Raw genomic sequence first — 24,816 nt, 5'->3', positions numbered from 1 at the left:
TACAATCATCGCGCCGTCCGGCGGAGCGAAGGCGGCTTTCTGTGACGGCCAGCTCTTTTTTGTCCAAAAATACCCAAAAAACAGGCCACTGCGCGTTGGTGAGGATTATCCGGTTACGTTATATTTTCCTAATTCCGTTGTAATAATCCTGTTCGCCACGCGTGTCGTGCGCGCCCCAACGCCCTGGAGTGAGCATGAAATTCCCGCTGTCCACGCTGGCGCTTCTGTTCCTGTTGTGCCCGCCTGGCGATGCCGCCGATCTCTTCGATGCGGAAGATGGCATGCTCGACATGAGTCAGTATCTGGCGGAAAACCGTTACGGTTTTCTGCCGGTGCCGCTGGCGATAACCGAGCCGGCCATCGGCTATGGTGGCGGACTGTTTGGCCTGTTTTTACACGGCAAAGGTAGCCGGGAGGGCGGGCAGTTTATTCCTCCGCCGCTCACCGCTTTTGGCGGGGCCGCCACGCAGAATGGCACCTGGTTTATTGGCGGCGGCCATCGCCACACCTGGCAGCATGATCGCATTCGTTACCTGGCGGGCGCCGGCTACGCTAACGTCAATCTGGATATCTATTCCGGCGACACCGGCGGCTTCAGCCATGCTAAACCGGTGCAGACGCAGACCAAAGGCGTCGCCGCGCTGCAAAAGCTGCTGTTTCGCCTAGGCGACACGCCGGTGTTCCTCGGGGCCTCCCAGGTGTATGCCCGGGCGGATGTCTCTACCGATAATCCACGGCTCAACCGGGTGTGGCAGCAGGTGCTCGGGCAAAACAGCACCTCTTCGGCGCTGGGGGTGGTGGCGGAATATGACACTACCGATAATATTTTCTATCCTCAGAGTGGGTTAGCGCTGAAGGGGGAATATCGGTTTTTCCGTTCGCTGCTCGGGGGCGATTATCACTACAACACTTTTTCGCTGGACGGAAAGGTGTTTATTCCGCTCAGCCAGACGCTGACCCTGGCGGTCGCGGGCAATTATCAGTCCTTAACCCACCATGATAAGCATCTGATGCCGATGGCGCGTCCTTATATCGCGTTGCGCGGGATTTCGCGCTACCGCTATCAGGGCGACTACGTGGCCACGGCGCAAACCCAGCTGGCCTGGGCGGTTACTCCGCGCTGGATCCTGCAGGGATTCGTTGGCGCCGGGAGCGCCGCTGACGCGGCGGATACGCTATGGGAAGAGTCAGAGGTGGCATGGGGGGCCGGTTTTCGATACCTGATCGCGCGACAGTACGGTTTACGTACCGGGATTGACATGGCGTTCAGCGAGCATGAACAGGCGGTCTATTTCAATGTCGGTTCGGGTTTATAACTACACATGAGAACAAAAATGAGATCATCCGGCGCGGTGTTAACGCTGCTGTTAGCGGCCTGGGGCACGTCGGCTGCGGAGCCGGACCAGAGCGACAGCTATTTTCCGATCTGGGGCGAGGAGGCTCGCGCCAGGGGATATTCCATTCCGTTACCTTACGGCGTCAATCTGAGCTATATGAATATCCGACAGGATATCATGGTCGACAGTATTACCTTTTCCGGGCTTAAGCTCGGCAACCATCCCATTCCCAGCGATATGTTCGCCATCGATGCCGGGCACACCCGCGAGAAGAGCAAAACCGAAAACCTGCGCCTTGATATGTGGGTCTTTCCGTTCCTCAACGTTTACGGACTGGTGGGGCATACCCGCGGGTCGTCCGTCTCCCAGGTCTCAGTGGATTCAGATCCGTCGCAGTTTCGCGGTCTGGACCGGGTCATCGCCGGCGCGGTTCATCAGCTTTATCAAAGCGGAAAGCTGCAGAATATTGATTTTACGCTTGATTTTAAAGGCACCACTTGGGGGACCGGCTTTACGCTCGCCGGCGGCTACGGCAACTGGTTTGGGTTGGTGGATACTAACTACACCCGCACCGACTTCGATATCCTCGACGGCAGCATTTCGGCGGTCACCGTCTCGCCGCGCGTCGGCTACCGCTTCAGTTTTCAGGGGATCGACGGGCCGTCCCATCTCAGCCTGTGGGTCGGCAGCATGTATCAGGACGTGCAGCAGGAGTTTAAGGGAGATCTCGCCGACCTGCACATGCCGCCAGAGCTGCAGCCCCTAATTGCCGCGGTCAATAAAGACGGCGAGGGCAAATTCGACGTTAAGCAAAAGCTGACCTCGCCGTGGAATATGCTGATTGGCGCCCAGTATGAAGTCACCAAAAACTTTAACGTGCTGACTGAATTCGGTTTTAACGACCGCAATAGCTTCTTTGTCTCCGGTGAATACCGCTTTTAACTAAACCTGCAGGCGCCGTCTGCCGGTAAGATGCGCGTTCTTTTGTTGCTGTGGAGAGGCTGTTGATGCGTAAAGCCTTATGGCTGTTATTCGCGCTGGCGCTGCCGGCGCTGGCGCAGGACCCGGTATTGCCCGCGGTGACGGCGATCCATCCGGTTCCCACCCTGGGCGAGCTGTCGCCGCCGGAATCGCTGCGGCCATGCTGCGCCTTTGGTTACGACCTGCACGTGCGGGCGGTGGGCATCCCCATCCCGGTGTACCAGATTGGTAACGTGCTGACTCTGGATTCTCTGGGCAAGCACCATTACAACGACAGCGCGCTCGGGGCGGTGAAAAATCTGCTGGGACTGAGCGAGGAGCAAAACGGGCTTATTTATACCCGTCGCGGCGGGTTTATCGATATTGCCCATGTGCGCGACACGGCGGATTACACCTTTTATCTGTTCAATCGCATTTCGCCGACGCTGGGCCAGGCGGGGCGCATATTCTACAGCGAAGAGCTGGGGGTGCGCCGCGTTCAGCTGAATGCCTTTACGCCGCCGCCGGGCGTCAGGCAGCGCTATCAGCTGGCGGCCTGGCTCGCCGGACATCTGGCCTTCGAAATCGCCCAGTGGCATGAGATCGCCCAGTGGTATGGCTTCCAGTCGGTGCCGGGGTTTTCTGAGGAGATCTCCGCGTTTTCGCCGGAAGATCTCTATTCCAATTTACTGGGCGCCAGGCTGGCAATTAACGTCATCCTTAGCGGCCATGGCGGGTCAGTGGAAGCGTATAACCAGGCCATGGAGGCGGCGCTGAAAAAGGCGCTGACCCGGCTGATGGTGGCCACGCGAGGGGAGACGGAAGCGATGTTCCAGCGGATAGATGGCGACTGGTGGAACAGTCGCCGACGGGTGCCGGATAAGTTTCTGGTGCTGAAGCGTAATTACGACCTGCAGGAAAACCGGCTGCCGACGCCGGTCCCTTTCGAAACCATGCCGCCATATCGCCTGACCATGCCCTCGCAGGTGGCGGGGTTCCGCTTGCGCGACCTCGGCGAGCTGCAGATCTACCCGGGGCACGATATGCAGGCTCTACCGGCGCCCGAGCAATACTATGGCGCCGCAGCGTTTCAGGGGCTGGCCGATCGCGCCCGCGAGGCCGATAAAACCCAGCTGGCGCGCATTGAAAAGTAACGTGGAAGGCTCAGGGCGAGGCCCTGAGCCGGCGAGTTAGCGGAAGTCGACCCAGCAGGCGCCGTTGTCGGCCGAGCGCACGCAGTTTTCCACCCAGCGGACGCCGAACGCCCCGGCGCGGGCGTCCGGATACCAGAAGTCGGCCAGCAGCGCTTCGTCGCGCCGGTCCGCGGCGTCCATAGCGATGGCGAAGCGGCGATAGAGATTCGACCAGGCCTCGAACAGCCCCTCCGGGTGACCACCGCCGATGCGATCATCCTGACGCGCCAGCGGATCAAGATAGTCCATGCCTCGCTCCAGAATGCGCGCTGGCTCGCCCTGCACCTCGTAACGCAGCTGGTTGGGCTGTTCATCCCACCATTCGAGACTGGCCTTTTCTCCCACGATGCGCACCTTTTGCCCGTGCATGGAGCCGCAGTTAACGGCGGAGCTCCACAGCGAGCCGATGGCACCGTTGTCATACTCCATCAGCACCTGCGCGTTATCCTCCAGCGGCGCGCGGCTTTTGACGAAGCTTTGTCTGGCGCACATCAGCCGGGCGATCTTCAGCTGCGGGGCCATGGTTTCGACCAGAAACAGCGGGTGGGTGGCTAAATCCCCCAGCACATAGCTGGGGCCGACGAAGCGGGGATCGACCCGCCAGCGGGTACTGGCGTTTTCCTGCTCCACCGGCTGGGCGTGGAAGCCATGAGCAAACTGCATATTGACGATACGGATGTCGCCCAGCAGTCCGTCGGCGATCATCTGCCGGGCCTGGAGGATAAGCTGATGACCGGCATAGCCGTAGGTCACGCCGATGATTTTGTGCTGCCGCTGGCTGAGGGCCACCAGGTCGTCCGCCTCTTCGCTGCTGAAGCACAGCGGCTTTTCGCACACCACGTGCAGCCCGGCCTCCAGCGCCGCCCGGCAGATGGCATAATGGGTGTTATTCGGCGTGGCAATCGACACGGCCTGAATACCGTCCGGGCGGGCAGCCTCGCCGCGAAACAGACTCTGGTAGTCGGCGTAACAGCGATCGGGATCCACCCCCAGCTGTTGGCCGAACTGGCGCCCGCGTTCGGCATTAATATCAAAGGCGCCTGCCAGCAGCGCAAAGGTGTTATCGCGCAGGGCGGCAGAGCGGTGAATATAGCCGATCTGGCTGCTGCCGCCGCCGCCGACCATGCCCCAGCGCAGGGTGCGATCGAGAGGTCTTAAACCGTTAATCATGGGGTGTCTCCTGTCAGAATCCAACGTCGCGCAGATAGCGCAGGCTCTCCGTGACCGCCTGCAGGCTGCCTGCGGCATGGCGCGGATCACGCTCTTGTTCAATGGTTATCCAGCCCTGATAGCCGCGGCGGGCAAGGAAATCGTTAATGGCCGGGTAGTCAATGGCGCCGCTGCCGAGCGGGCACATCACCCCTTCGGCGCAGGCGGTGAAAAAGTCGATGCCTTCGGCGATGGCGCGCTGGTAAACCTGCGGATCCACATCCTTGAAGTGCAGGTAGTCGAGCCGCGCGTAATAGCGATCCAGCCAGGTGAGCGGATCCATTCCGGCGTAGTAGAGATGCCCGGTATCCAGACACAACCCCGCCACGTCGTGCGGGATATCGTTGGCCAGCCGCTCGATTTCATCGGCAAATTCGATGCAGCCCCCGGCGTGGGGATGGATAACCGCCCGCACACCGTACTCCCGCCAGGCGAGGGTGCTGAGGGCGGTAATGTGCGCCATCATCCGCTGCCAGTCCTGGTCATTGAGGCGCGGAGCCAGCGCGCTGCGTCCGGCAAAGCGCGCCCGCTCGGGGTTGCCGAAGTCGATAATCACCAGATAGGGCGGCTGGAAAGGGTGCCCCGGGATAGGTTCGGCGGCCGGAACCTGAGACAGATTGCGGCATATTTGATGGGTCAGCGCCTCCAGAGTGGGGTAATGGGCCTCGTTCACCAGATCGTCAAAGATCGTCCCGGCGACCAGCGACAGCTGATGCTGGTCCAGCGCCGCGCGCAGGCTGGACGGGTCGGTGGGCAGGTAGCCCCACGGGCCGAGCTCGATGCTGCGATACCCGGCCTGCGCCGCCTCCTTCAGCACGGTAGCCCAGGCGGGAAGGTCAGGGTTTTTCGGGTCATCCACGCCCCAGCTGCAGGGGGCGTTGGCGATAGGATGTGTCATGTCGGCTTCCTTTTTTCACAGGGGATGCCGCAGAGTATCGAATAAAAATTTCATAGCCAACAATATTGGAATGATAATTTTATGATGGTCATCATGATTTGTATTGATGTTGTTTTTGATAGTTATTTATCAAAATGAGGCGAGGCGTGGTTCAGGCGCGAGGCAGCCCCGTTGGCGACGGGGCGAGCGTTTACATATTTTCTTTGGTGATGATATCGAAAGGCTGAGGGTGCGAAATCACGTCGCTGGGCGGCCGCGAAACGGCTTCCGTCATGGCGTGCAGGGTGGCGGCGGCCAGGTCATCCAGCCGGTGGTTGAGAATGACATCGATGGTGCCGTCGATCAGCGCCAGTTCACTGCCGCTTAGCGGGCCATGGCAGACCAGGGTGACGGCCTGCTGGCGGCCGCTGTCGCGCAGCGCCCCGACAATCCCTTCGACGCCGCCGCAGGGAGCATAGATCGCCTGCAGGGCCGGGTACTGGCTGAGCAGCTTTTCCGTTACGCTTCTGGCGACATCCGCCCGTTCGTGGCTGCGAACCGGCTCGAGGATCTGCTGCCCTTTACCCTGCTCGCGCAGGCAGGAGCGGAAGCTGATCTCACAGCTTTCCTGACAGGTAAAACGATTATCGCCAATGATAATGGCTATTTCGCCTTCGCCACGGCATAAGCGGTCGATAAACCAGGCGGCGGTGCGCCCGGCTTTTTGGTTATCGAGGCCGATATAGCCGCTGCGCTGGGGAACCGACAGATCTGAAAGTAGAGTGAATACGCGAACGCCGCGGGCGGCGGCCCGGCCCACCGCATGGCGAATCAGCGGATGATCCAGCGCCACCAGGCCGAGCACCTCCACCTCATCGCTGAGCCGGTGAATGGCTTGGGCCATTGCTTCCACCGCATCAATGGTAAAATGCAGGATCGCCGGTGTCTCGCCTGCCGGCAGCCACGGCGCGGCCTCTCTTGCCAGCGCCCTTGCCAGCGGCAGGTAGAAGGAGTGGGTCTCCTGCAGCAGAATAAAGCCCATTCTGACGGTAACCGGCGCTTTGCCGGCGGCCAGGCGATAGTGCGGCTGTTCGAGCGTAAACCCCAGCCGCCGGGCGGCCTCCAGCACGCGGTACGCGGTCGATTCCTTCACCGCCGCGCGCTTGTTGAGTACCCGGTCGACGGTGGCCACGCCGACGTTAGCTTCACGCGCTATGTCGGAAAGCGTGATTTTGCTGGTGGATTTTTTCACTGTGATGACCATTAAAAATGAGCGTTATGATAGAAACTATCACGGTAACGCTGAGCAGAACAGCGACAATCTGCGTGCCACAGGACAAGCCTGCGCTCCTGCCGCGTAAAGTGTGACGGGTATACACAGTCTGTGATCAAAAGCGACTACCTGTTCTGGCATTGCTGCTATGCTATTGAAATAAAATTAATAATAAAGGCAGTGTCGTCTTTGTCGGTTAAACCGTGCGCAAAGTCGCTCCGGATGGGCGTCGCTGGGCCTGTAACCGACTATACTTGCCGCGCACGCGCGTAATGACGTTTACTCGATGACTTTTTGCTATCACTTTATGCCAGCGTCAGGGCTGCACTGAATCATGTGCCGTTCCGCGCCGGGAGTGGGTCGATTTGGGGCCTGTATGTTATTAAAAGAGCTGGCTGTTTTTGATGTATTAAGCACGCCGATCTGGGTAGTCCATCCTTTTACAGAGTGTGTGGTCTATGCCAATCAGGCTTCCCGGACGCTGAGCGGCGATATGTCGCTGAATGAGATGCGCAACGGTATCTATTCCACCTGCCCGGAAACGCAGCTGCAGCATTATCTGCGCTATCTCGACGCGATGACTGAGATATTTGAAGTCTGGACGCTGCAGACCGCCAAAGGGTTGCAGTCGGTATATTGTAAAACCACCCTGGTCGAGACCGAGGACTGCGGCCCCTTACTGTTATTTGAAGCGGTGAAGCTGCTCGCGCAAAATCAGTCGATTCATACCGGCTCCCGCCGCTACCAGCGGCGTAACAATGGTTTTTTTGCCCGTTTTTTTATGACCAATACCGCGCCAATGCTGTTGATCGATCCTCAGAAAGAGGGCCTGATTGTCGATGCCAATATTGCCGCACTGCGCTTTTATCATTATTCCGATGAGGAAATGCGCAATAAACATACCTGGCAAATTAATACCCTGGGCCGGGATGTGATCCCTATTATGAATAACATTGCCAATATGCCCGGCGGGCATAAGCCGCTTAATTTTACTCATATTCTGGCTGACGGCTCGCTGCGCCATGTTCAAACCTATGCCGGGCCGGTGGTGCTATATAATATTCGGCTGATGTTATGCATCATTCACGATATCACCGAAGAAGTGCTTCTGAAAAAAGAGCTGGAATTTTCCGCCGCCCACGATCCCTTAACCGGACTGCTCAATCGCCGCGAATTTTACCGGCTCGTCGATGCGCCGTCGTTTATCGGCCATGGTTTTTGTCTGCTGCTAATCGATATCGATCATTTCAAAAGTATTAATGATATTCACGGTCATCAAAAAGGCGATGAAGTCCTGTTGGTGATCTCCCGCATTCTGGAAACCTCGGTGGACCGCGAAGATAAGATATATCGCTGGGGAGGCGAGGAGTTTCTGCTCTTTTTGCCTCATTCGCCGATCGCCCGCGCGCTGATGGTGGCGGAGGCTATCCGTCAGGCGATCAGCGAATATCAGACGATGTCGGTCACCGTCAGCATTGGCGTTGCCGAGCATCATGATGGCGAAGCGATTGATCAGCTGTTTTACCGCGTCGATAAAGCGCTGTATGCGGCGAAAAATGACGGACGCAACCGGGTAACGCGCTTGCCGTCGGAAAACGTAGCGGCCCATTCCGGGCGGTCAGAATAGAGGTGGCGCTATTTATCGCCGTCTGATACGCAGGCAGACTCGCCGGCTATACTCACGGGAGTCCTGCCTGCTGATTTGGGCGGTAATCTTGTTTGCCTGCGGCTGAGGTGGCATGCGACTCATGGTGCGTTTTCTCGTTGTCCTGTCGGTAGTTTTTCTTTCTGCGCCGGCGACGCTGGCGGCGAACGGTCACGCCATCAAGCAGCGTGCCGATGCTGTCCTGACCCTGATGAGCTATACCGTGGTCCCCGATGTGACCGCCAGCGATCTCAATATTGGCTCCGGGAGCAACGACAAACACAACCTGGCCATTACTCAGTTTGGCGGCGGGGCGACCCTGAGCGAGTCGTTTCCTCTCTATCTCGAAGGAACGATGGGCTACAGCCGTTACGACCCGCGTTTTGTGGTCAGCAATGGCGAACAGACGCGGAATGTGCCCACCAAGTGGAACAGCCTGACCACCACCGGCGGCGTCGGCTGGGATTTTTCGCTGCACCGGGATCGCTTTGGCGGCAACCTGGTGCTGCGGCCGATCGTCAATGTGATGCTCGGCACCCTGGCCAGCGATGCGCGCCTCGGCAGCTGGGTAATTGAGCGAAAAACCAACGCCGATCTGCAGTTCCTCGACGGCGGTCGGTTCAATGCATGGGGGCTCGGCGGGGCGCTGATGCTGGATTATGAACGCTTCTCCGCCACCCAGGATATTGATGCCGAGCTGCGTTACTCCTATATGCAACTGCAAAGTTTCGGCAGCAGCGCCGAGGTGGTGCAGGGGGAGGCCAGCGCGGAGAATCTCGGTCTGTATCTGCGCCGCCGCGCGCCGATCGCTGACTGGACGCTGCTGGGCAACCCGCTGCGCTACGTACTGGAGGGCGCGCATACTGAATATCTGGGCGATCAGCGAGGGGCGCTGGGCTTCTCTGGTTTAACGTCGCTGGGGATTGGCCTCGAGCTGGACAGCAGTAAATACCCGGTCTTTATCACCCGCACCCGGCTGGTGGCGCGCTATATGTTCGGCAATAACACCACAGGCTATGGCGTTGGACTGGCGATGAGTTTTTGAAGGCCACTAACCCAGCCGCCGCCGGCCAGCGCCTTCTTACCCCCGGGAGAGACCAGGGCGAAGGGGGTCCATAACCGTCCCCGCAGCCAGACGGTTTCCTCTCCCCCCAGTGTGAGGGCCAGGGTGAGGGTTAACCCTGACACCACACCCGCTCGCCGTTCACCCACGTCTCGCTGATATTGCGCTCATCACCCAGGGTCATCAGTACGAACAGCTGCTCATAAATATCATGGCAGCGGCCCATCCGCAGACGCTGCAGCGGAGTGACCGCCGGGTCAATCACCACAAAGTCGGCCTCTTTGCCCGGCTGAAAATTGCCAATCTTCTCTTCCAGCCGCAGGGCGCGCGCGCCGCCGAGGGTGGCGTGATAGAAGGCCTCGCTGGCGCGCAGGCGATAGCTCTGCAGTTGTCCTACCTTGTAGGCCTCGCCCAGCGTCCGCAGCATGCTGAAGGTGGTCCCGGCCCCGACATCGCTGCCGATACCCATCCGCACCTGGTGCTGCCAGCAGGCGGGCAGGCGAAACAACCCGCTGCCGAGAAACAGATTCGAGGTCGGACAGAAGGCGACTGCGGAACCGGTGTCATGCAGGCACTGCCACTCGGCATCATCAAGATGGATCCCGTGAGCAAATACACTGCGCTCGCCAGTGAGTTGATAGTGATGATAGACATCCAGATAGTGCGCATGCTCCGGCCACAGCTGCTTAACCCAGGCGATCTCCTCGCGGTTTTCACTGAGATGCGTCTGCAGCCAGGTATCGGGAAACTCGGCCCGCAGACGCTGCACCGCCTCCAGCAACGCCGGCGTCGAGGTGGGAGCAAAGCGCGGGGTAATGGCATACCCCAGCCTGCCGCGCTGATGCCAGCGGCGGATCAGCCCCCGGGTCTGCTCGTAGCTCTCCCCGGCGGTTTCGCACAGGTAGTCGGGCACATGGCGATCCATCATCACTTTCCCGGCGATCAGGCGCATATTGAGGCGCAGCGCTTCGCTGAATAACGCCTCCACCGAGGCCGGATGCAGGGTACAAAACACCAGCGCGGTGGTGGTTCCATGGCTTATCAATTGATTTACAAAAAACTGCGCTATCTCCTGGGCATACTCCGCATCGGCAAACTGGCTCTCCACCGGGAAGGTGTAAGTGGTAAGCCACTCCAGCAGCTGTTCGCCAAAGGCGCCGATCATCTCGGTCTGCGGATAGTGGACGTGGGCATCGACGAACCCCGGCAACAGCAGTTTACCCCGCAGGTCAACATAGCCCTTCAACGGATGCAGAAAGGCTTCACCCTCCTGCCATGGCAGCAGCGCGACAATTTTTCCGTCCTGCAAGAACAACAGGCCATCATCGAGATAGCGGGCCTGGGCGGCCACCTCATCCGGGGTCTCCGCCACGCCGGCGATATCAAAAAATGCACCGCGCACCGCGGTCTGGTAATCCATCATCGAACCTGCCTTCTCTTAACGCTCAGGGAATATTGATAAACAGCAAGATTGGTGCCAGTTTGCAGCCTGCCGCGGCCAGTCGCCGCGGCATAAGGGGAAGGTCACTCTTTTTGCGCCACCGCGCCGGAGCGGAAGGCGGCTTTCGCCTGCACTTCGCGCTCGTCGCGAGCCAGCCAGCGGTAGGTGGTCGCGCCGAGGAAGACGCCGATAAACCAGCTGAAGTTCGCCACTTCATGCAGGGCCGGAATAAAGCTGATAATCAGCCCCAGGCCCACCGACGGCAGCAGGGCGGCAATGGCTTTCGGGTTAAAGCCGTTGCGGTACCAGTATTTACCCTTCGGCGTATCGTCAAACAGGTCGTCCACCGACACCCGGCCGCGTTTGATCAAATAGAAGTCGGCGATCAGGATGCCAAACAGCGGGCCAATAAAGGCACCCAGCACGTCGAGGGTATAGTGGATCAGCTCCGGTGAGTTAAACAGGTTCCACGGCGTCAGGAGTATCGAGCCCACCGCGGCGATCATCCCGCCGGCGCGGAAGCTGATTTTCTGCGGCGCGCAGTTGGAAAAATCGAAGGCTGGCGAGACGAAGTTAGCCACGATATTGATGCCGATAGTGGCGGTGATCATGGTCAGCAGGCCGATGGCCACCGCCAGATCGTTCCCAACGCGGCTGACGGTTTCAATTGGATCGGTGATCATTTTGCCGAACAGCGACTGGGTGCCGGAGACAATCACCACGGTGACCACCGAGAACAGCAGGAAGTTAAACGGCAGTCCCCAGCGGTTGCCGCGGCGGATCTCGCCCATGCTTTTGCCGTAGCGGGAAAAGTCGCCGAAGTTAAGCAGCGGCCCGGAGAAGTAGGAGACGACCAGGGCCGTGGCGGTGATCATCTGCCAGGTCTGCTCTCCGGCGCTCAGGGATTTACTGGCGAGGGTAAAGGAGATCCCGTCGAGACCGGTCTTGTATACAATCCAGCCTGCCAGGGCCAGCATCACCACATAGACCGCCGGACCGGCGATGTCGATAAAACGCTTGATGGCGTTCATGCCGTGCCAGAACACCATCGCCTGCAGCAGCCACATGGTGGCGAAGCAGAGCCAGCCGAGCGTCGACAGCCCGAGGAAACTGCTGCTGGTCAGCGCGGCAAGGGAGGGCCAGAACTTGAGCAGGACCAGCATCAGGGCGTTCGCCGCCAGATAGGTTTGAATACCGTACCAGGCGAAGGCGATTAGCCCGCGGATCACCGCGGGGATATTGGCGCCGAAGACACCGAACGCCTGACGACAGATCACCGCGTAAGGCACCCCGGCCATCTGGCTGGGCTTCGCCACCAGGTTAGCGCACAGCTGCACAATACAGATGCCCACCAGCAGGCAGAGCAGAACCTGCCAGCTGGCCAGCCCAAGCGTAAAAAAGCTTGCCGCCACCACGTAGCCGCCCATGCTGTGCACGTCCGACATCCAGAACGAAAAAATATTGTACCAGCTCCAGTTCTGGTCGCGGGTGGGCGCCAGATCGTCATTACATAGCCGCGGACTGTAGCCGGCGGCCGCCTCGTGAGTCTTCGTCTGCTGCGTGTGGGATGAATGTGGCATGAAACCTGCTCCTCTGAATGAAAACCCTTTTGATATGGATTGCTGAGGCTATTGCAGGATCCAGGCCAGAATGATGAATCTTGTATACAAAAAATAAATTTTATGTATACGATCTGCTATCGATAAGTGAAACCGGAGTGGGTTAATGAATAATGAACATCGTCTCCAGGCCGCGCCAGCGCTGCAGGATAAGGACGAAAGCATTTACCAGGCGCTGATGACGGCTATCGTCGAACATCAGCTGCCGCCGGGCAGCAAACTGCCGGAAGAGGCGCTGGCGGAAGTATTCGCCGTGAGCCGCACCGGCATCAGAAAGGTGCTGCAACGACTCGCCGCTGTGCAACTGGTCACATTAACGCCCAAACGTGGTGCACACGTCACCAGCCCGAGCGTGGAAGAGTCCCAGGCGATCTTTCGCACCCGGGCGCTGCTTGAGGTCGCGAATCTGCCCGATGTGATCGCGCGCTGTCAGCCGCCACATCTGGCGGCGCTGGAGAACATTATTCAGCGTGAGCAGCAGGCCCATGAGGCGCACGACGGCCCGGCGGCCATCCGCCACTCCGCTGACTTTCACATTCAGCTGCAGGCTATCTCCGGCAACCCGGTGCTCACTGAGATGGTGACCCGCCTCAGCCAGCGCTCCTCGTTAGTGATTGCCGCCTGGGGCGCACCCTGGCGCCAGGGCTGTCGCTGCGACGATCACCAGCAGCTGGTCGGTTTGCTGCGGGATAAAGCCCTGCAGCCGCTCAGCGAGGCGCTGATGCACCATTTTGATCATATTGTCGCCAGCCTGTGCTTCGAGCGCGATGGCGTCAGCCTGCCCGATTTTTCCCGGCTGTTCGCCGGTCACAAGGAGTCGTGATGTCTTCTGTTTGTATACAAGTGATAAACCCCAACACCAGCCTGGCGATGACCGAAACGATAGGCGCCGCCGCGCGCGCGGTCGCCGCGCCGGGCACCGAGATCCTTGCGGTCTGTCCTCGCGCCGGCGTGCCGTCAATTGAGGGCCATTTTGACGAAGCCATCGCAGCGGTCGGTGTGCTGGAGCAGATCAGGGCCGGACGCGAGCAGGGGGTGGATGGACATGTGATCGCCTGCTTCGGCGACCCGGGGCTGCTGGCAGCGCGCGAACTGGCCCAGGGGCCGGTGATCGGCATTGCGGAAGCGGCGATGCATATGGCGACGATGGTCGCCACCCGTTTCTCCATTGTGACCACGCTGCCGCGCACGCTGATCATCGCCCGTCATTTACTGCACCAGTACGGATTTCATCAACACTGCGCGGCGCTGCACGCCATTGATTTGCCGGTACTGGCGCTGGAAGACGGCAGTGGCCTGGCGCAGGAGAAAGTGCGCGAGCGCTGCATTCGCGCGCTGAAAGAGGATGGCAGCGGGGCGATAGTCCTTGGCTGCGGCGGGATGGCGACCCTGGCGCAGGAGCTGACCCGCGAGCTGCGGGTGCCGGTGATCGATGGCGTCAGCGCGGCGGTGAAGATGGTGGAGTCGCTGGTCGCGCTGGGCCTGGCGACCAGCAAGCACGGGGACTTAGCGTTCCCGGAGAAAAAGGCGTTAAGCGGGCAATTTCAGTCGTTAAATCCATTTTAAAAGGGGCAGAAGATGGTTGAGAACCAGGAACACTATCCTCGCGATCTGCGAGGTTATGCAGGGCAGCCGCCGCACGCGCGCTGGCCGGGCGGGGCGCGGATCGCGGTGCAGTTCGTCCTCAACTATGAGGAAGGCGCGGAGAATCACGTCCTGCATGGCGATGCGGGTTCGGAACAGTTCCTGTCAGATATCATCGGCGCCGCCAGCTATCCGGCGCGTCATATGTCGATGGACTCGCTCTATGAGTACGGCAGTCGGGCCGGGTTCTGGCGCATCCATCGCGAATTCAGCCAGCGAGGGCTGCCGCTGACGGTTTTCGGCGTGGCGATGGCGCTGGCGCGTCATCCGGAGATTGTGGCGGCGATCAAGGCGGCGGATTACGATGTGGTCAGCCACGGCTGGCGCTGGATCCACTATCAGCACATGGATATCGCCGAGGAGCGCGAGCATCTGCACAAAGCGGTGCAGGTGCTGACAGACCTGTTCGGCAAGCCGCCCACCGGCTGGTATACCGGCCGCGACAGTCCCAACACCCGCCAGCTGGTGGTGGAGCACGGCGGCTTTGACTATGACAGTGATTATTACGGTGATGATTTACCTTTCTGGAGCGAAGTGGCCTGCAGCGACGGCAGCCAGCGGCCGCACCTGATCGTGCCTTATACCCTCGACGCCAACGACATGCGCTTTGCCACCGCCCAGGGGTTCAACACCGCGGAGCAGTTTTATACCTATCTGAAAGACAGCTTTGACGTGCTGTACGCCGAGGGAGAAACCGCGCCGAAGATGATGTCCGTGGGGATGCACTGCCGACTGCTTGGGCGTCCGGGGCGTTTCCGCGCGCTGCAGCGATTCCTCGACTATATCCAGCAGCACGACAAGGTGTGGGTCTGCACCCGGCAGCAGATCGCCGACCACTGGCGCGAGGTTCATCCGTATCGCGGGTAGCCTGCTGCCCCTTTTCCTGGCCCTCTCCCCGGGGAGAGGGCATCACCCGATCGCGACTCTTGCACCGATAAACCCTGAAAGACGCCGTGATGAATCGTGATTATTGAATCAGCATGGCGAGGAGCACCAGGAACAGTAGCAGGACATAGATACGTGCATACCATACATCCGGTACCGCAGGGATAGCCCGGCGGCTAAACGCTATCCCGGCCCAGCCGGTCAGGACGAGCAGGCCTAGAATTTTCAGGCTGATAAAACCCAGAAATCCGCTCAACGGAATGGTGTGCCAGCCAATGATGGCATAGGTCACAGCGCCGCATAGCGCCACGGGCAAAGAAAGCGGGTTGGATGCGCTAACGCACTCCTGCATCGCATACCCGTGTCGCCGTAGCAGGGGCACCGTCATGACGCTGCCGCCCACGCCCAGCAATGCGGCAATCGTACCGATAACCACACCGCCGCCGGTGACCATTGGCAGTGACAGCCGACGCCGAGCGCTGCCCGTGAAAAATCCCTTGCGCAACAAACAATCGCTGATGGTTGCCAGCATATAGAGAATAAACAGCGCGCGAACGATATTCTCGCTAAATAACCCCGCCAGACAGGAGCCTACTACTGCCCCAATGGCAATAAACCATATCAACGGAAACAGCGTCTGTGCGGCAAGCTTGCCCGCCCGCCAGTTACGATAGCTGATCCAGCCGGCGTTAAATATCATCACCGCCGTTGAGGTAGCCACCGCGACGTGCATAGCGTTTTCCGTGAGTTCCGGCTGGCGGAGCATCAGTTGATAGACAAAGGGCACCACCACAAAGCCGCCCCCGAAGCCGAACAGCACCGTGGTAATACCGGTAGTAAAGCCTGCCATTGCAATAATAACGATATCATTCAACAGAATATCCCCGCCCTGAAAATGAGCGAGCAGCTTATACCGGTCGCGTACAACTTCCCATTTGCACAGCGCTCAATTACCTTTGTAAATCGGTCAAAGGGAGACAGATGTGCGCAACGTAAAAATTGACGAGGTCGATCGGCTCGATCGCGAAGTGGTGGCGTTAGGTAATGACTATGCGCAAGGGTTTATCCTGCCCCCGCACCAGCATCGCCGCGCACAGCTGCTGTATGGCGCGACCGGACTGATGTATGTCACTACGCAGGACGGAGAATGGGTGGTTCCTCCGCAACACGCTGTCTGGATCCCCCCTGAAACCGTGCACGCCGTCAGATTTGCGGGGGTGACCACGCGCAGCTTGTATATTGAGCCAGATTGTGTGGCCGCTTGCATTAAACACCGGCGTTGCGAAGTGATCAGCGTCTCGCCGCTGTTGCGCCAGCTACTGCTGGAGGCTGTAGATTTACCACCGTTGTACGACAGCCCACGCGATCGCATGCTGATACAGTTGATGTTGCTGGAACTGGCCGCCATGCCGGTCCGCGAATTTGATATTCCGTTGCCGCAGCATCCGGCGCTGCTGGCGCTTTGTCAGGCTTTTTTGCTTAACCCCACTATCCATGATCCTGCGGCGCGCTGGGCCGGGGCGCTGTTTATGAGTCCTAGTACCTTTCGTCGCCATTTCCTGAAGCAGCTGGGCCTGTCATTTTCCGCCTGGCGACAGCGAGCCTGCGTGGTGAGCGCCCTGGCATGGTTGATAGCAGGCAAACCGGTGAACGAAGTGGCCTTATCCCTTGGATACGACAATGCGTCCTCTTTCGCCACCATGTTCCGCCGCGTGACCGGGCAACCGCCGTCGTTTTATCACCCAGCCTGATGCTCAGGGGAAGTGGGCTCCCGGCAGCATGTGTCGGCAATGAATGTCACTTTCATGGCGTTACTATGCGTTAACGTAGCCATAAGACAGACACCTGGCTTGCGTCTTCAGGTACCCCTACATTTAGTGGTGGCTACCTCCAGGCGGTTTATCTATTCTGCCTGTAACCGTGAGAAGACCGGAGTCTCTCTTTGTGAACCATTTAATCTTTGAAAAAGTCATCATCATCTTCATTCTCGTCCTGTGGGTATTCGATACATTCAGAACCAGGAAAAGAAAACGTTTTGATCCTGCCATTGAAGCGGCTGATGCCAGAGAACGTTATCAATGGCGTTATTTCAGATGGGGTTTTCGGATCATACAAGTGGTAGCGGGAGTGTATATCTTCGTACAGCTGATTCAGGTATTAATAAGATAGAGGCCCGGGCAGAGTTGCTTTTGCGTCGACAAAGGGAAGTGTTAGCTGTGTGCAAGAAGCAGACGTTAACGTCGTTAAATGCGTCACTTCTGAAGCTGAACATAACCATTCTCAGCTACACTTGTTCCTGTTTTTTCGTCGCGAGCCGAGCACTTTCCTGCATATTACAGGGGGGGTAAGTGGAGAGCATTTCAAACAACAGCATATGTGGCCCTTCAATGATGCAAGTAATACTGGTTCGACACGCGGAAACAGAGTGGAATGTAAAAGGTATTATTCAGGGACACAGTGATAGCGCCTTGACGCTCCGTGGGGAGCGTCAAGCAGCAGCATTGCTGGCAGCGTTTGTAGCGAGTGATTACCGGGTAGAATGTGTTTACGCTTCTCCGCTTGGCCGGGCCTGGCAAATGGGACAGCGCCTGGCGGAGAGTTTTCATTGTTCACTGATAGCTGAACCAGCTCTGAAAGAACAGGCTTTTGGTCAGTTTGAAGGTATGACAACCATAGAGCTCCTGCAGAATAATCCAGACGCCGCAGAAGCGTTATTCAACCTTGATGCAGAGTATTGTCCGCCAGAGGGTGAGTCTCTCTCACATGCTTCGCAGCGAATTATGCATTTTTTAACCAATCTGGAAAAAAAACGTCATCATCGAACAATATGTATTGTGTCTCACGGACAGGTCATTCAGGGTGTGCTTGCGATGCTAAAAAGTGGTGCTGTGGATGATTTTCACCGGTATGCACAACCCAACGCGAGTTACTCCGTGTTCGAACTGATTAATGGAAGATGTACCGCCCTAAAATGGGGGATCGCGACGCATTTACGTCACCTGGATTAAACAGTCTGACTTACCCCAGATTCCTGCTGTTCATGTTTGCTGTTCTTCCTCAGTTTGTCGTTCCCGTCGCGGGTCCTGTCTGGTTGCAATTGCTTGTTCTGGGGAGTATTCAAAAGCGGGCTGGAATGGTTTCCCTGGGTTCAGTCGCGATGGCATCAGGGACGTTTGGAAACGGTCCTTAACACCCGGGCGTTATCAAATGGCAGGAGCGGTGTACAGGCGTTGTCATCCGCATGATGTTTAGCGGGCCGGCATATTATCGACATCAGCCCGTTAAGGTATACACAACCTGTAAACCCGCTGTCCGCTTTTCGCTCCGACTGGCTCTTAACCTCAGTTGGTTCATCCGCTCTGTGCCAGGAGCGGACAGCCATGGAGTATAGGTATGTTGCTCTGAATACCGGTCAGGAATTAATCCCGTTCAGATCGGCAACTGCGCGGAACACCATCCTCAGGTGAAAGTTCAACGCGTCCATTAGCAACTCGAATCTCAAGGGCGCTTTATTAAAAGACGCTTTCTGAAACTTCCAGGGGACATCCCCATTATGGTGCTAAAGGCACGCCTGAACGCTGTTTCATCGCCGTATCCGCATGCACTTGCGATCTGAGAAATAGTTTTTCCTGGGCTTTCCAGCAGCACGGATGCCGTTTCAATACGAACTCGGGTAATGAAGTCTTTTGGGCTTTCCTGGACGAGTAGTTTCATTTTACGGTTTAGCGTCCGGGTGGTCATATTCAGAGCTGCAGCAAGTTGCTCAACCGTCATTGCAGGATTTTGATAACGAAGCAGGCTCTCTGCTTTAGTCAGCAAAGGATGCCTTGAATTGAGAAAACCTGCGGGCGCATAAATTTGCTGTGACAGAGGCTGGCTGTCAGCAACGGCCATGTCAGCTGTTAACTTTGCCAGCTCATTACCTGCGTATTTGCGAACTAGGTATATGACCAGATCAACCCATGAAAGTGGTCCACCCGCAGTGACAACATTGTCCTGCTCGGCCAGGGTTTTTCCCCATACAGGTTTTGCCAGTGGATAGCGTTCAGCGAAAGTGGGATATAACCACCACGTTGTGGTGCAGACCCGTCCGTTGAGTAAACCCGCTTCTCCCAGTACAAAACTGCCTGCACAGGCTGAGGCAATACAGCTTCCCTCTAAATACTTCACTTTCAGCCACTCGGCTGCATTTGATACAGCGGCTCTGTCAACGGGAAATCTATGCTCATCCAGCTGCATACCGCTGGCAATAATCACCCCAAAGGTATCAGGTCCACTAAATGCGCCATCACTTTCAATACTGCGTCCCTGAACATCCCTGACCGGCTGACCATCAGCGGTAATCGTCCTGACGTCGAATAAAGGAACATCTCTGGATAACTCAGGATTTACCGTAGGGTTCATCCTGACCACCTGATTCGCCAGCCAGAACATATCAGCCAGCCCCGCAAGCGCCGAACGCATGCTGCCCGGAAGAGCAAGTAACGCAACGCGCATGTTTAACCCCGTCATGAAGAATGTCTGATTTCGCATGTTACCTGTCATTAATGACACTTCATACCCTTTGTCATGGTGATTACACTGCCTGAAATTCAACACCGCAGGAAGAATACAAACATGTGGATGAGAAATGTTATGTCACGCGCGCTGATAAAAGGAGCATTTGCCTTGTGTCTTCTATTCATGAATAGCCCGTTGCTTATGGCACAGGAAGAGGGGATAAAAAATATCGTGCTGGTTCACGGTGCCTTTGCTGATGGCTCGTGCTGGTCAGCCGTCATCTTCCTGCTGCAGGAGAGGGGATACCACGTTTCGGCTGTTCAGAATCCTCTGACGTCATTACGAGACGATGTAACTGCAACTGAGCGTGTGCTTGAGCGCCAGAAGGGTAACGTTCTGCTCGTGGGGCATTCATGGGCAGGAGCCGTGATCACTCAGGCTGGCAATGCGAGCAACGTCAGGGGACTGGTCTATTTATCCGCTCTTGTTCCTGACAGCAATCAATCCGTATCTGACGCACTGGCGCGATTTCATGCACCCATGACAGGGATGGAAGCCGATAAGAACGGCCTTATCTGGCTTGATGAGCCAGAGTTTTTTCACCAGGTTATGGCCAATGAGCTAAGCATCAAAAAGAGCCGGCAGCTCGCTGCTGTGCAGCAGCCTGTCGCCGCTACCGCCTTTCAGGAAAAAGTGAAGGAAGCCGCCTGGCGAAAGAAACCGTCCTGGTATCTCATCACAGAAAACGACAACGCGCTGAATCCGTCAGTACAGGCCCGTTTTGCCCATGAGGCTGGGGCGCACATCACGCGAATTCACTCAGACCACCTGTCCATGATTTCTCATCCCGAAGAGGTTGCCGCATTGATTGTTAACGCGGCGCAGAGCATCCACTGATCCGTACATGCCAGGAAAATTTGCAATGAAAATTCTCCATCTTGATTCCAGCATCAACCATGAGTTTTCAGTAACCCGCCAGTTGTCGGCTGAAATAGTAAGGCAACTGGTGGCAACCGGTCAGGAGCATCAGCTGACTTATCGGGATCTTGTTAAAGACGAAATCAGTCATCTGACCGGGGAGATCGCTTCAGGTTTCAGGTCTGTATCGGAACGGCCGATTGCTACACCCCTTCTGGCATCTGAGCAGCAAATATCAGACGCTCTGGTCTCGGAGTTTCTTGAAAGCGAGATGATTGTTGTCGGCGCGCCAATGTACAACTTTTCTGTATCCAGCCAGCTGAAGGCCTGGATGGACAGAATTGCTCAGCCAGGGAAAACCTTCAGCTATACCCCAGCTGGGCCCGTTGGACTTGCGGGGGGCAAAAAAGTCATCATCGCCTCAGCGCGGGGCGGTTTTTATGCCGGTACGGGACTGGAAGATATGGATTTTCAGGAACAGTTCCTGCGCAAGTTTCTGGGCTTCCTGGGCATCTCGTGTGTTGAATTTGTCCGTGCTGAAGGTGTGTCGAAAGGTGAGGACGTAAAACTCAGAGAAATTTCCCGTGCTTTGTCTTTAATTCCACAGGCCATTAATGCGATTTTTGCCGCTAAGGAATGAACCATGCTCTACGCCGTTACACTGACTTACCTGACACAACCCGATGCAATTTCTGCTCATCTTGACGCACATAAGCAATGGCTGGTCAGGGGTTTTAAAGAAGGCAAAATCCTTTTTGCTGGCCCCCTCAGCAATCATGCCGGCGGCTACATACTTTTTAAAGGAGACAATGCAAGTGAAATTCAACACTGTCTTCAGGATGACCCCTTCATCATGCATAACATTGCCGATGCAGAAATAATGGTTATTGAGCCAGCGCTATGTGCGCAGGGATTCCCTGAGAAATGGGCAGAGAAAGCCCGTTTCATTTGACTATTAATCGCTGTAAAGTGCCCTGCATCCTGTGAAATGACTCCGTAACAGTTATTTAGAGGGCACTTTCTCTTATCATTTTTATGTCCGCTCCTCGTTCATAGCGGACCTTCAACTCAGGAAGCTTGTCCGCTCTGTGACAGGAGCGGACATTAAAATCAAAACCGACGGCAAGCTCACCGAGCATGACATTCTGCTTGCGCTGCTTTGTAACGTGCCTCCAGCTTATCCAAAAAGCCAAAAAGTACTTGGTTCATTTCGCTATAATCGTGCGACCGGAGCGCTTCAGGCGTGTCAACGAAACGATATTCTGCTGCACGGCTCAGGTCTTTCTCAGAATGAGCGATCAGCCGCTCTACAACGTCCAATGTGAGCTCCATGTGGCACTGGAAACCAAAGACGCGGTCAGAATAGGCAACGATCTGCCGCGGACAGCCTTCGCTGTAAGCAATAATTTTGGCCTCTGGCGTCAAACCCGGCATATCGTTATGCCAATGACCCACTGCCAGTGTTTTCCCAAAGTGAGAGAACATCTCATCCTTCCTGCCGTCTTCGGTCAATGTGTTCGGGAATTTACCAATCTCTTTTTCCGGGCTATGAGAGAAGGGTGCGCCCAGCGCTTCACCGATTAGCTGTGAACCCAGGCAAATACCGATCACCGCCTTACCGGTTTTAACCGCGGAAGCAATCAGCGTCTGTTCCGCTTTAGCATTAAAGTGCGGGCACGCTTCAAGCGTTGTGTCCGGATCTTGTGGACCGCCCATAACGATAAGAAAATCGATGCCTTCGGCGTCAGCAGGTAGCCGATCGCCTGCATAGACGCGTGAGTAAGTTACATCATGACCCTGGTTTATTGCCCAGGTTGCATATGCGCCCGGGGCTTCAAAACTTTCATGTACGATAAAGTGTACGCGCATGAGGTTAAGCTCCTGTAATATCTTTGATGATCAGAATGATAAGTCACGCACCCATTGCCTAAGGCTATACTCCGGGTGGTTCCAGTTTCGATATGATAATGGCAGGGGCTAAATCTGAAATGCCAGGTAGTATAGATAAAGCGCCAAGACATGATGAGGCCACAGGCTGGTCCAGTACTGCGATAAGCTATCAACGCGGTGAGGCAGATCCTCCCCATCATCATGTTGAGGGGCAGCTACTCTTCGCCACCAGAGGAGTTATGCTGGTGCAAACAGAGAGCGACCGGTGGGTGATCCCTCCTCAGCGGGCATTATGGTTACCGCCTCTGCATATCCATAGTTACCATCTGCTTTCACAAACCGATCTCAGGGCGATCTATTTCAGCAGTAGCCTTATCGCAGAATGTACGAGCTTTACGAAGAGTCAGCAGGTGCATGTGATCACGGCTACGCCGTTAGTCAAAGAGCTTATCGCTGGGCTGTTCAGTGAGGACTACGCCAGACCGATTCAACGGAAGATAGCTTTGTTGCTTCTGGAAATTCTCAGCGAGGCTCCACCTTTAACGATGGCGCTACCCATGCCGAATGATGAGCGATTATACAGCGCGGCCAGATCGCTACTGGTCACTCAGCGCTGGGAAGCATCGCTAAGCGAGCTGGCTTTTATGTCGGCCATGTCCGAACGGACCTTTTCCCGCTTGTTTATGAAGGATACAGGCTTTAGTTTTAGAACATGGAAGCAGCGAGCCAGAATTTGCGCTTCGTTGGATCTTCTCGCGAACGGCGTTCCAATCAAACAGGTCGCTTACCAGCTTGGTTTCTCATGCCCGGCGACCTTTACCGCTGCTTTTCGCTGCATTTTGGGGGCAACGCCGCGCGATTATGTGCCTTAAACCGGGAAACCCTCAAAGCGGTCTTTGAGACTGTCATGGGCATATTACCAGACGCAGAAACCCTGCGAGGGTAGGCGTATCCCGCCTTTGCTGTTGAGAAAGGTAGTTTAATTTGCACCCGACACACTCTCATTGATTAAAGCACGGAGTGGAGATTACTGCGGTCCACAGTTCTGACAAACCGTGAAAGAGAAGGCCTGCGTCAAGAAAAAAGGTGTCGCGATACGTTATGAAATTACCTTATGACAGACCTTGCGGTGATTTACGGCACCGGGTGGATTCCGGACGCTGTGAACCGACTCATTGCTACGAAGCCTGATTCTGCTGTACCTCAGGCCATATGATAGCCTGCACAACAATCACATACCGCCCATTAGTGCGTCCAGGGGAGTACACCCGGGCCCTTGACGTCCCCTGTGTGCCAAAAGCGGAAGTAGGCTGAAGATAAATTAGCATTGCTGTTAGTCGTGGGTTCTGCAGATGGGTAGAAATTGATAACTTAGGATGCAAGTTCGTCCCGCTCTTTCTGCAGTTTTCATCGAGGGGATATTCTCCGGAATAATTGTGCCCATATACAAAGATAGTTCAGAATCGGAATGAGTTAATAATCGGTACAGCAGGCGTTGCGCTCGGGCTGACAATGATCGACCACGAAAAGCAGGAAGTATTACTTTGTCAGTAATACGATATCCTCGCAGAAAAGCGATGTTTCCTTTCTGGCATATTAGCAACCCGGCGCGAACGTCGTTTTCATAGATAATATATACTTCTCTCTCAGAAATATGGTCACACAACTCTTCGTCATCAACTGCTACCAAATTGTTTGCAGAAAGTTCGCGAACTGTCTGCCATGTATGCTTATAGGCATCGCCCAGAGCCTGACAACACCAGTCAAAATCTTCGTATGTCGCCACTTGCAAAGTAAGAGATTTATCATTGAATTCAGGGGGTTCAGAAAAAGAGGTGGCGTATATATACTGGTCGGGAATACCCTGCGGGAAGGACTGGCCGGGTACAAGAATGCGAACATACTGAGCTCTGAGTTGTGACCATTCCTTACTAATGAGTTCTAATGCAGTATGATTTAGGTCAGAATCCATACCTACAATATCAATAAAAGGTTTGTTAATATTTCCGCCCTGATAACGGGGGCCAGTAAGAAATTGCTTTCCATCAATTTTGAGTTTTCGTTGTAAAAAATATTCCTGACATAATCCAGTTTCTCTCCAGGGAAATCGCGCCGAGAAACTTCTGTCTGTACACCTCGATTCCTGCTCTGACAACCATTGTTTTAGCCATGAACGTAGGGTAAATTCAGGCACAGGTAGCCTGGCATATTGAGATAGCATGTAAGATAGCATAAAAAATATTTCGCCCTTGGATGTAAAAATGTTCTTTATAAACAAATCAGAATAGCTCTACTCTCATTTTATTACCAATTATAGCTGGCACGTCCGCTCCTTGCTCAATGCGGACCTTTAGCTCGATAG

The 24,816-nt window shown here is 56.1% G+C and carries 23 protein-coding genes and 2 pseudogenes; 16 read left to right on the top strand and 9 right to left on the bottom strand.

Annotation, left to right across the window (positions count from 1 at the left end):
* Positions 1 to 194 precede the first annotated feature (194 nt).
* The 3 genes from ABLU73_RS16920 to ABLU73_RS16910 all read left to right on the top strand — a co-directional run bounded on the left by ABLU73_RS16920 (position 195) and on the right by ABLU73_RS16910 (position 3,451).
* On the top strand, positions 195 to 1,316 hold the full coding sequence (locus tag ABLU73_RS16920; protein ID WP_048324287.1) for a BamA/TamA family outer membrane protein: 1,122 nt from the start codon (positions 195 to 197) through the stop codon (positions 1,314 to 1,316).
* A gap of 18 nt (positions 1,317 to 1,334) precedes the next feature.
* Positions 1,335 to 2,279, top strand: a complete 945-nt coding sequence (locus tag ABLU73_RS16915) for a hypothetical protein (protein WP_064177796.1) — start codon at positions 1,335 to 1,337, stop codon at positions 2,277 to 2,279.
* Positions 2,280 to 2,344: 65 nt separating this feature from the next.
* Positions 2,345 to 3,451 carry a DUF4056 domain-containing protein gene (locus tag ABLU73_RS16910; RefSeq protein WP_004202562.1) on the top strand — a complete coding sequence of 369 codons (1,107 nt, stop codon included), beginning with the start codon at positions 2,345 to 2,347 and terminating at the stop codon, positions 3,449 to 3,451.
* Between the two features lie 36 nt (positions 3,452 to 3,487).
* On the opposite strand, the gene ABLU73_RS16905 is transcribed toward ABLU73_RS16910, so the two are convergent.
* From ABLU73_RS16905 to ABLU73_RS16895, 3 genes are all read right to left on the bottom strand, one after another.
* Positions 3,488 to 4,660 carry a Gfo/Idh/MocA family oxidoreductase gene (locus ABLU73_RS16905; protein ID WP_053810355.1) on the bottom strand — a complete coding sequence of 391 codons (1,173 nt, stop codon included), beginning with the start codon at positions 4,658 to 4,660 and terminating at the stop codon, positions 3,488 to 3,490.
* A gap of 13 nt (positions 4,661 to 4,673) precedes the next feature.
* A complete protein-coding gene (locus tag ABLU73_RS16900) occupies positions 4,674 to 5,597 on the bottom strand; it encodes a TIM barrel protein (protein ID WP_165707706.1) in 924 nt (307 codons plus the stop codon).
* Positions 5,598 to 5,787: 190 nt separating this feature from the next.
* A complete protein-coding gene (locus ABLU73_RS16895; RefSeq protein ID WP_264924015.1) occupies positions 5,788 to 6,828 on the bottom strand; it encodes a LacI family DNA-binding transcriptional regulator in 1,041 nt (346 codons plus the stop codon).
* 397 nt (positions 6,829 to 7,225) lie between these two features.
* Here ABLU73_RS16895 and ABLU73_RS16890 point away from each other — a divergent pair, with 397 nt between their 5' ends.
* Together ABLU73_RS16890 and ABLU73_RS16885 are read left to right on the top strand one after the other, a co-directional pair.
* Complete coding sequence (locus ABLU73_RS16890; RefSeq protein ID WP_264924017.1) at positions 7,226 to 8,476, top strand: sensor domain-containing diguanylate cyclase; 1,251 nt, start codon at positions 7,226 to 7,228, stop codon at positions 8,474 to 8,476.
* A 121-nt stretch (positions 8,477 to 8,597) separates the two neighbouring features.
* Positions 8,598 to 9,539 carry a hypothetical protein gene (locus ABLU73_RS16885; protein WP_065877608.1) on the top strand — a complete coding sequence of 314 codons (942 nt, stop codon included), beginning with the start codon at positions 8,598 to 8,600 and terminating at the stop codon, positions 9,537 to 9,539.
* 130 nt (positions 9,540 to 9,669) lie between these two features.
* On the opposite strand, the gene guaD is transcribed toward ABLU73_RS16885, so the two are convergent.
* Both guaD and ABLU73_RS16875 read right to left on the bottom strand, forming a co-directional pair.
* Positions 9,670 to 10,980 (bottom strand): guanine deaminase, encoded by a 1,311-nt coding sequence (gene guaD, locus ABLU73_RS16880; protein ID WP_064177800.1) that lies wholly within the window; start codon positions 10,978 to 10,980, stop codon positions 9,670 to 9,672.
* Between the two features lie 101 nt (positions 10,981 to 11,081).
* Positions 11,082 to 12,578 carry an NCS1 family nucleobase:cation symporter-1 gene (locus ABLU73_RS16875; RefSeq protein WP_023318315.1) on the bottom strand — a complete coding sequence of 499 codons (1,497 nt, stop codon included), beginning with the start codon at positions 12,576 to 12,578 and terminating at the stop codon, positions 11,082 to 11,084.
* A gap of 145 nt (positions 12,579 to 12,723) precedes the next feature.
* Here ABLU73_RS16875 and ABLU73_RS16870 point away from each other — a divergent pair, with 145 nt between their 5' ends.
* The 3 genes and pseudogenes from ABLU73_RS16870 to puuE all read left to right on the top strand — a co-directional run bounded on the left by ABLU73_RS16870 (position 12,724) and on the right by puuE (position 15,128).
* The gene (locus tag ABLU73_RS16870) at positions 12,724 to 13,440 is read left to right on the top strand and encodes a GntR family transcriptional regulator (protein ID WP_002905523.1); all 717 of its coding nucleotides are present in this window, start codon (positions 12,724 to 12,726) and stop codon (positions 13,438 to 13,440) included.
* Positions 13,440 to 14,311, top strand: a pseudogene (hpxA, locus tag ABLU73_RS16865) (allantoin racemase). Before ABLU73_RS16870 ends, hpxA begins: the two are co-directional and overlap by 1 nt.
* The gene (gene puuE / locus ABLU73_RS16860; protein WP_223174640.1) at positions 14,229 to 15,128 is read left to right on the top strand and encodes an allantoinase PuuE; all 900 of its coding nucleotides are present in this window, start codon (positions 14,229 to 14,231) and stop codon (positions 15,126 to 15,128) included. Before hpxA ends, puuE begins: the two are co-directional and overlap by 83 nt.
* A gap of 100 nt (positions 15,129 to 15,228) precedes the next feature.
* Here the strand turns inward: puuE and ABLU73_RS16855 are convergent, their stop codons facing one another.
* Positions 15,229 to 16,020, bottom strand: coding sequence for a sulfite exporter TauE/SafE family protein (locus tag ABLU73_RS16855; protein ID WP_002905518.1), 792 nt, complete (start codon positions 16,018 to 16,020; stop codon positions 15,229 to 15,231).
* A 109-nt stretch (positions 16,021 to 16,129) separates the two neighbouring features.
* Here ABLU73_RS16855 and ABLU73_RS16850 point away from each other — a divergent pair, with 109 nt between their 5' ends.
* The 4 genes and pseudogenes from ABLU73_RS16850 to ABLU73_RS16835 all read left to right on the top strand — a co-directional run.
* A complete protein-coding gene (locus ABLU73_RS16850) occupies positions 16,130 to 16,897 on the top strand; it encodes a helix-turn-helix transcriptional regulator (protein ID WP_002905516.1) in 768 nt (255 codons plus the stop codon).
* Between the two features lie 193 nt (positions 16,898 to 17,090).
* Positions 17,091 to 17,315 (top strand): hypothetical protein, encoded by a 225-nt coding sequence (locus ABLU73_RS16845; RefSeq protein ID WP_002905514.1) that lies wholly within the window; start codon positions 17,091 to 17,093, stop codon positions 17,313 to 17,315.
* Positions 17,316 to 17,533: 218 nt separating this feature from the next.
* Positions 17,534 to 18,154, top strand: a complete 621-nt coding sequence (locus tag ABLU73_RS16840) for a histidine phosphatase family protein (RefSeq protein ID WP_264924098.1) — start codon at positions 17,534 to 17,536, stop codon at positions 18,152 to 18,154.
* Positions 18,151 to 18,431, top strand: a pseudogene (locus tag ABLU73_RS16835) (LysE family translocator); the annotation flags it as partial. The gene ABLU73_RS16840 and the pseudogene ABLU73_RS16835, both read left to right, overlap by 4 nt.
* Positions 18,432 to 18,644: 213 nt before the next feature.
* Here the strand turns inward: ABLU73_RS16835 and ABLU73_RS16830 are convergent.
* Positions 18,645 to 19,691 carry a helix-turn-helix domain-containing protein gene (locus ABLU73_RS16830; RefSeq protein ID WP_192962851.1) on the bottom strand — a complete coding sequence of 349 codons (1,047 nt, stop codon included), beginning with the start codon at positions 19,689 to 19,691 and terminating at the stop codon, positions 18,645 to 18,647.
* A gap of 72 nt (positions 19,692 to 19,763) precedes the next feature.
* On the opposite strand from ABLU73_RS16830, the gene ABLU73_RS16825 reads away from it, so the two are divergent.
* Genes ABLU73_RS16825 through ABLU73_RS16815 form a run of 3 tightly spaced genes read left to right on the top strand, consistent with a single transcriptional unit; the run spans position 19,764 to position 21,516 of the window.
* A complete protein-coding gene (locus tag ABLU73_RS16825) occupies positions 19,764 to 20,543 on the top strand; it encodes an alpha/beta hydrolase (protein WP_264924025.1) in 780 nt (259 codons plus the stop codon).
* Between the two features lie 25 nt (positions 20,544 to 20,568).
* Positions 20,569 to 21,204 carry an NAD(P)H-dependent oxidoreductase gene (locus ABLU73_RS16820; RefSeq protein ID WP_002905507.1) on the top strand — a complete coding sequence of 212 codons (636 nt, stop codon included), beginning with the start codon at positions 20,569 to 20,571 and terminating at the stop codon, positions 21,202 to 21,204.
* A gap of 3 nt (positions 21,205 to 21,207) precedes the next feature.
* Positions 21,208 to 21,516: a YciI family protein gene (locus tag ABLU73_RS16815; RefSeq protein ID WP_002905505.1), complete on the top strand. Its 309-nt coding sequence runs from the start codon at positions 21,208 to 21,210 to the stop codon at positions 21,514 to 21,516.
* Between the two features lie 176 nt (positions 21,517 to 21,692).
* Here ABLU73_RS16815 and ABLU73_RS16810 read toward each other — a convergent pair whose 3' ends face one another.
* Positions 21,693 to 22,433, bottom strand: a complete 741-nt coding sequence (locus tag ABLU73_RS16810) for a type 1 glutamine amidotransferase (protein ID WP_348850310.1) — start codon at positions 22,431 to 22,433, stop codon at positions 21,693 to 21,695.
* A gap of 92 nt (positions 22,434 to 22,525) precedes the next feature.
* On the opposite strand from ABLU73_RS16810, the gene ABLU73_RS16805 reads away from it, so the two are divergent.
* Positions 22,526 to 23,326 carry a helix-turn-helix transcriptional regulator gene (locus tag ABLU73_RS16805; RefSeq protein ID WP_264924031.1) on the top strand — a complete coding sequence of 267 codons (801 nt, stop codon included), beginning with the start codon at positions 22,526 to 22,528 and terminating at the stop codon, positions 23,324 to 23,326.
* 461 nt (positions 23,327 to 23,787) lie between these two features.
* Here the strand turns inward: ABLU73_RS16805 and ABLU73_RS16800 are convergent, their stop codons facing one another.
* Positions 23,788 to 24,687, bottom strand: a complete 900-nt coding sequence (locus tag ABLU73_RS16800) for a hypothetical protein (RefSeq protein WP_071996706.1) — start codon at positions 24,685 to 24,687, stop codon at positions 23,788 to 23,790.
* Positions 24,688 to 24,816 lie beyond the last annotated feature (129 nt).

Origin of the sequence: Klebsiella sp. GG_Kp175, assembly GCF_040062325.1 — a bacterium.
GTDB lineage: Bacteria > Pseudomonadota > Gammaproteobacteria > Enterobacterales > Enterobacteriaceae > Klebsiella > Klebsiella quasipneumoniae.
Note: the sequence above shows the minus strand (reverse complement) of the source record. Positions and strands in the feature narration are given on the sequence as shown.

Excerpts from the sequence above, each read along its gene's own strand:
- ABLU73_RS16890 (WP_264924017.1), top strand. The coding sequence starts at position 7,226 with ATGTTATTAAAAGAGCTGGCTGTTTTTGATGTATTAAGCACGCCGATC.
- ABLU73_RS16870 (WP_002905523.1), top strand. The coding sequence starts at position 12,724 with ATGAATAATGAACATCGTCTCCAGGCCGCGCCAGCGCTGCAGGATAAG.
- ABLU73_RS16900 (WP_165707706.1), bottom strand. The coding sequence starts at position 5,597 with ATGACACATCCTATCGCCAACGCCCCCTGCAGCTGGGGCGTGGATGAC.
- ABLU73_RS16800 (WP_071996706.1), bottom strand. The coding sequence starts at position 24,687 with ATGCTATCTTACATGCTATCTCAATATGCCAGGCTACCTGTGCCTGAA.
- ABLU73_RS16830 (WP_192962851.1), bottom strand. The coding sequence starts at position 19,691 with ATGACAGGTAACATGCGAAATCAGACATTCTTCATGACGGGGTTAAAC.
- ABLU73_RS16905 (WP_053810355.1), bottom strand. The coding sequence starts at position 4,660 with ATGATTAACGGTTTAAGACCTCTCGATCGCACCCTGCGCTGGGGCATG.
- ABLU73_RS16910 (WP_004202562.1), top strand. The coding sequence starts at position 2,345 with ATGCGTAAAGCCTTATGGCTGTTATTCGCGCTGGCGCTGCCGGCGCTG.
- ABLU73_RS16920 (WP_048324287.1), top strand. The coding sequence starts at position 195 with ATGAAATTCCCGCTGTCCACGCTGGCGCTTCTGTTCCTGTTGTGCCCG.
- ABLU73_RS16825 (WP_264924025.1), top strand. The coding sequence starts at position 19,764 with ATGTGGATGAGAAATGTTATGTCACGCGCGCTGATAAAAGGAGCATTT.
- ABLU73_RS16885 (WP_065877608.1), top strand. The coding sequence starts at position 8,598 with ATGGTGCGTTTTCTCGTTGTCCTGTCGGTAGTTTTTCTTTCTGCGCCG.
- ABLU73_RS16805 (WP_264924031.1), top strand. The coding sequence starts at position 22,526 with ATGATAATGGCAGGGGCTAAATCTGAAATGCCAGGTAGTATAGATAAA.
- ABLU73_RS16810 (WP_348850310.1), bottom strand. The coding sequence starts at position 22,433 with ATGCGCGTACACTTTATCGTACATGAAAGTTTTGAAGCCCCGGGCGCA.
- ABLU73_RS16820 (WP_002905507.1), top strand. The coding sequence starts at position 20,569 with ATGAAAATTCTCCATCTTGATTCCAGCATCAACCATGAGTTTTCAGTA.
- ABLU73_RS16915 (WP_064177796.1), top strand. The coding sequence starts at position 1,335 with ATGAGATCATCCGGCGCGGTGTTAACGCTGCTGTTAGCGGCCTGGGGC.
- ABLU73_RS16875 (WP_023318315.1), bottom strand. The coding sequence starts at position 12,578 with ATGCCACATTCATCCCACACGCAGCAGACGAAGACTCACGAGGCGGCC.
- guaD (WP_064177800.1), bottom strand. The coding sequence starts at position 10,980 with ATGATGGATTACCAGACCGCGGTGCGCGGTGCATTTTTTGATATCGCC.
- ABLU73_RS16840 (WP_264924098.1), top strand. The coding sequence starts at position 17,534 with ATGATGCAAGTAATACTGGTTCGACACGCGGAAACAGAGTGGAATGTA.
- ABLU73_RS16815 (WP_002905505.1), top strand. The coding sequence starts at position 21,208 with ATGCTCTACGCCGTTACACTGACTTACCTGACACAACCCGATGCAATT.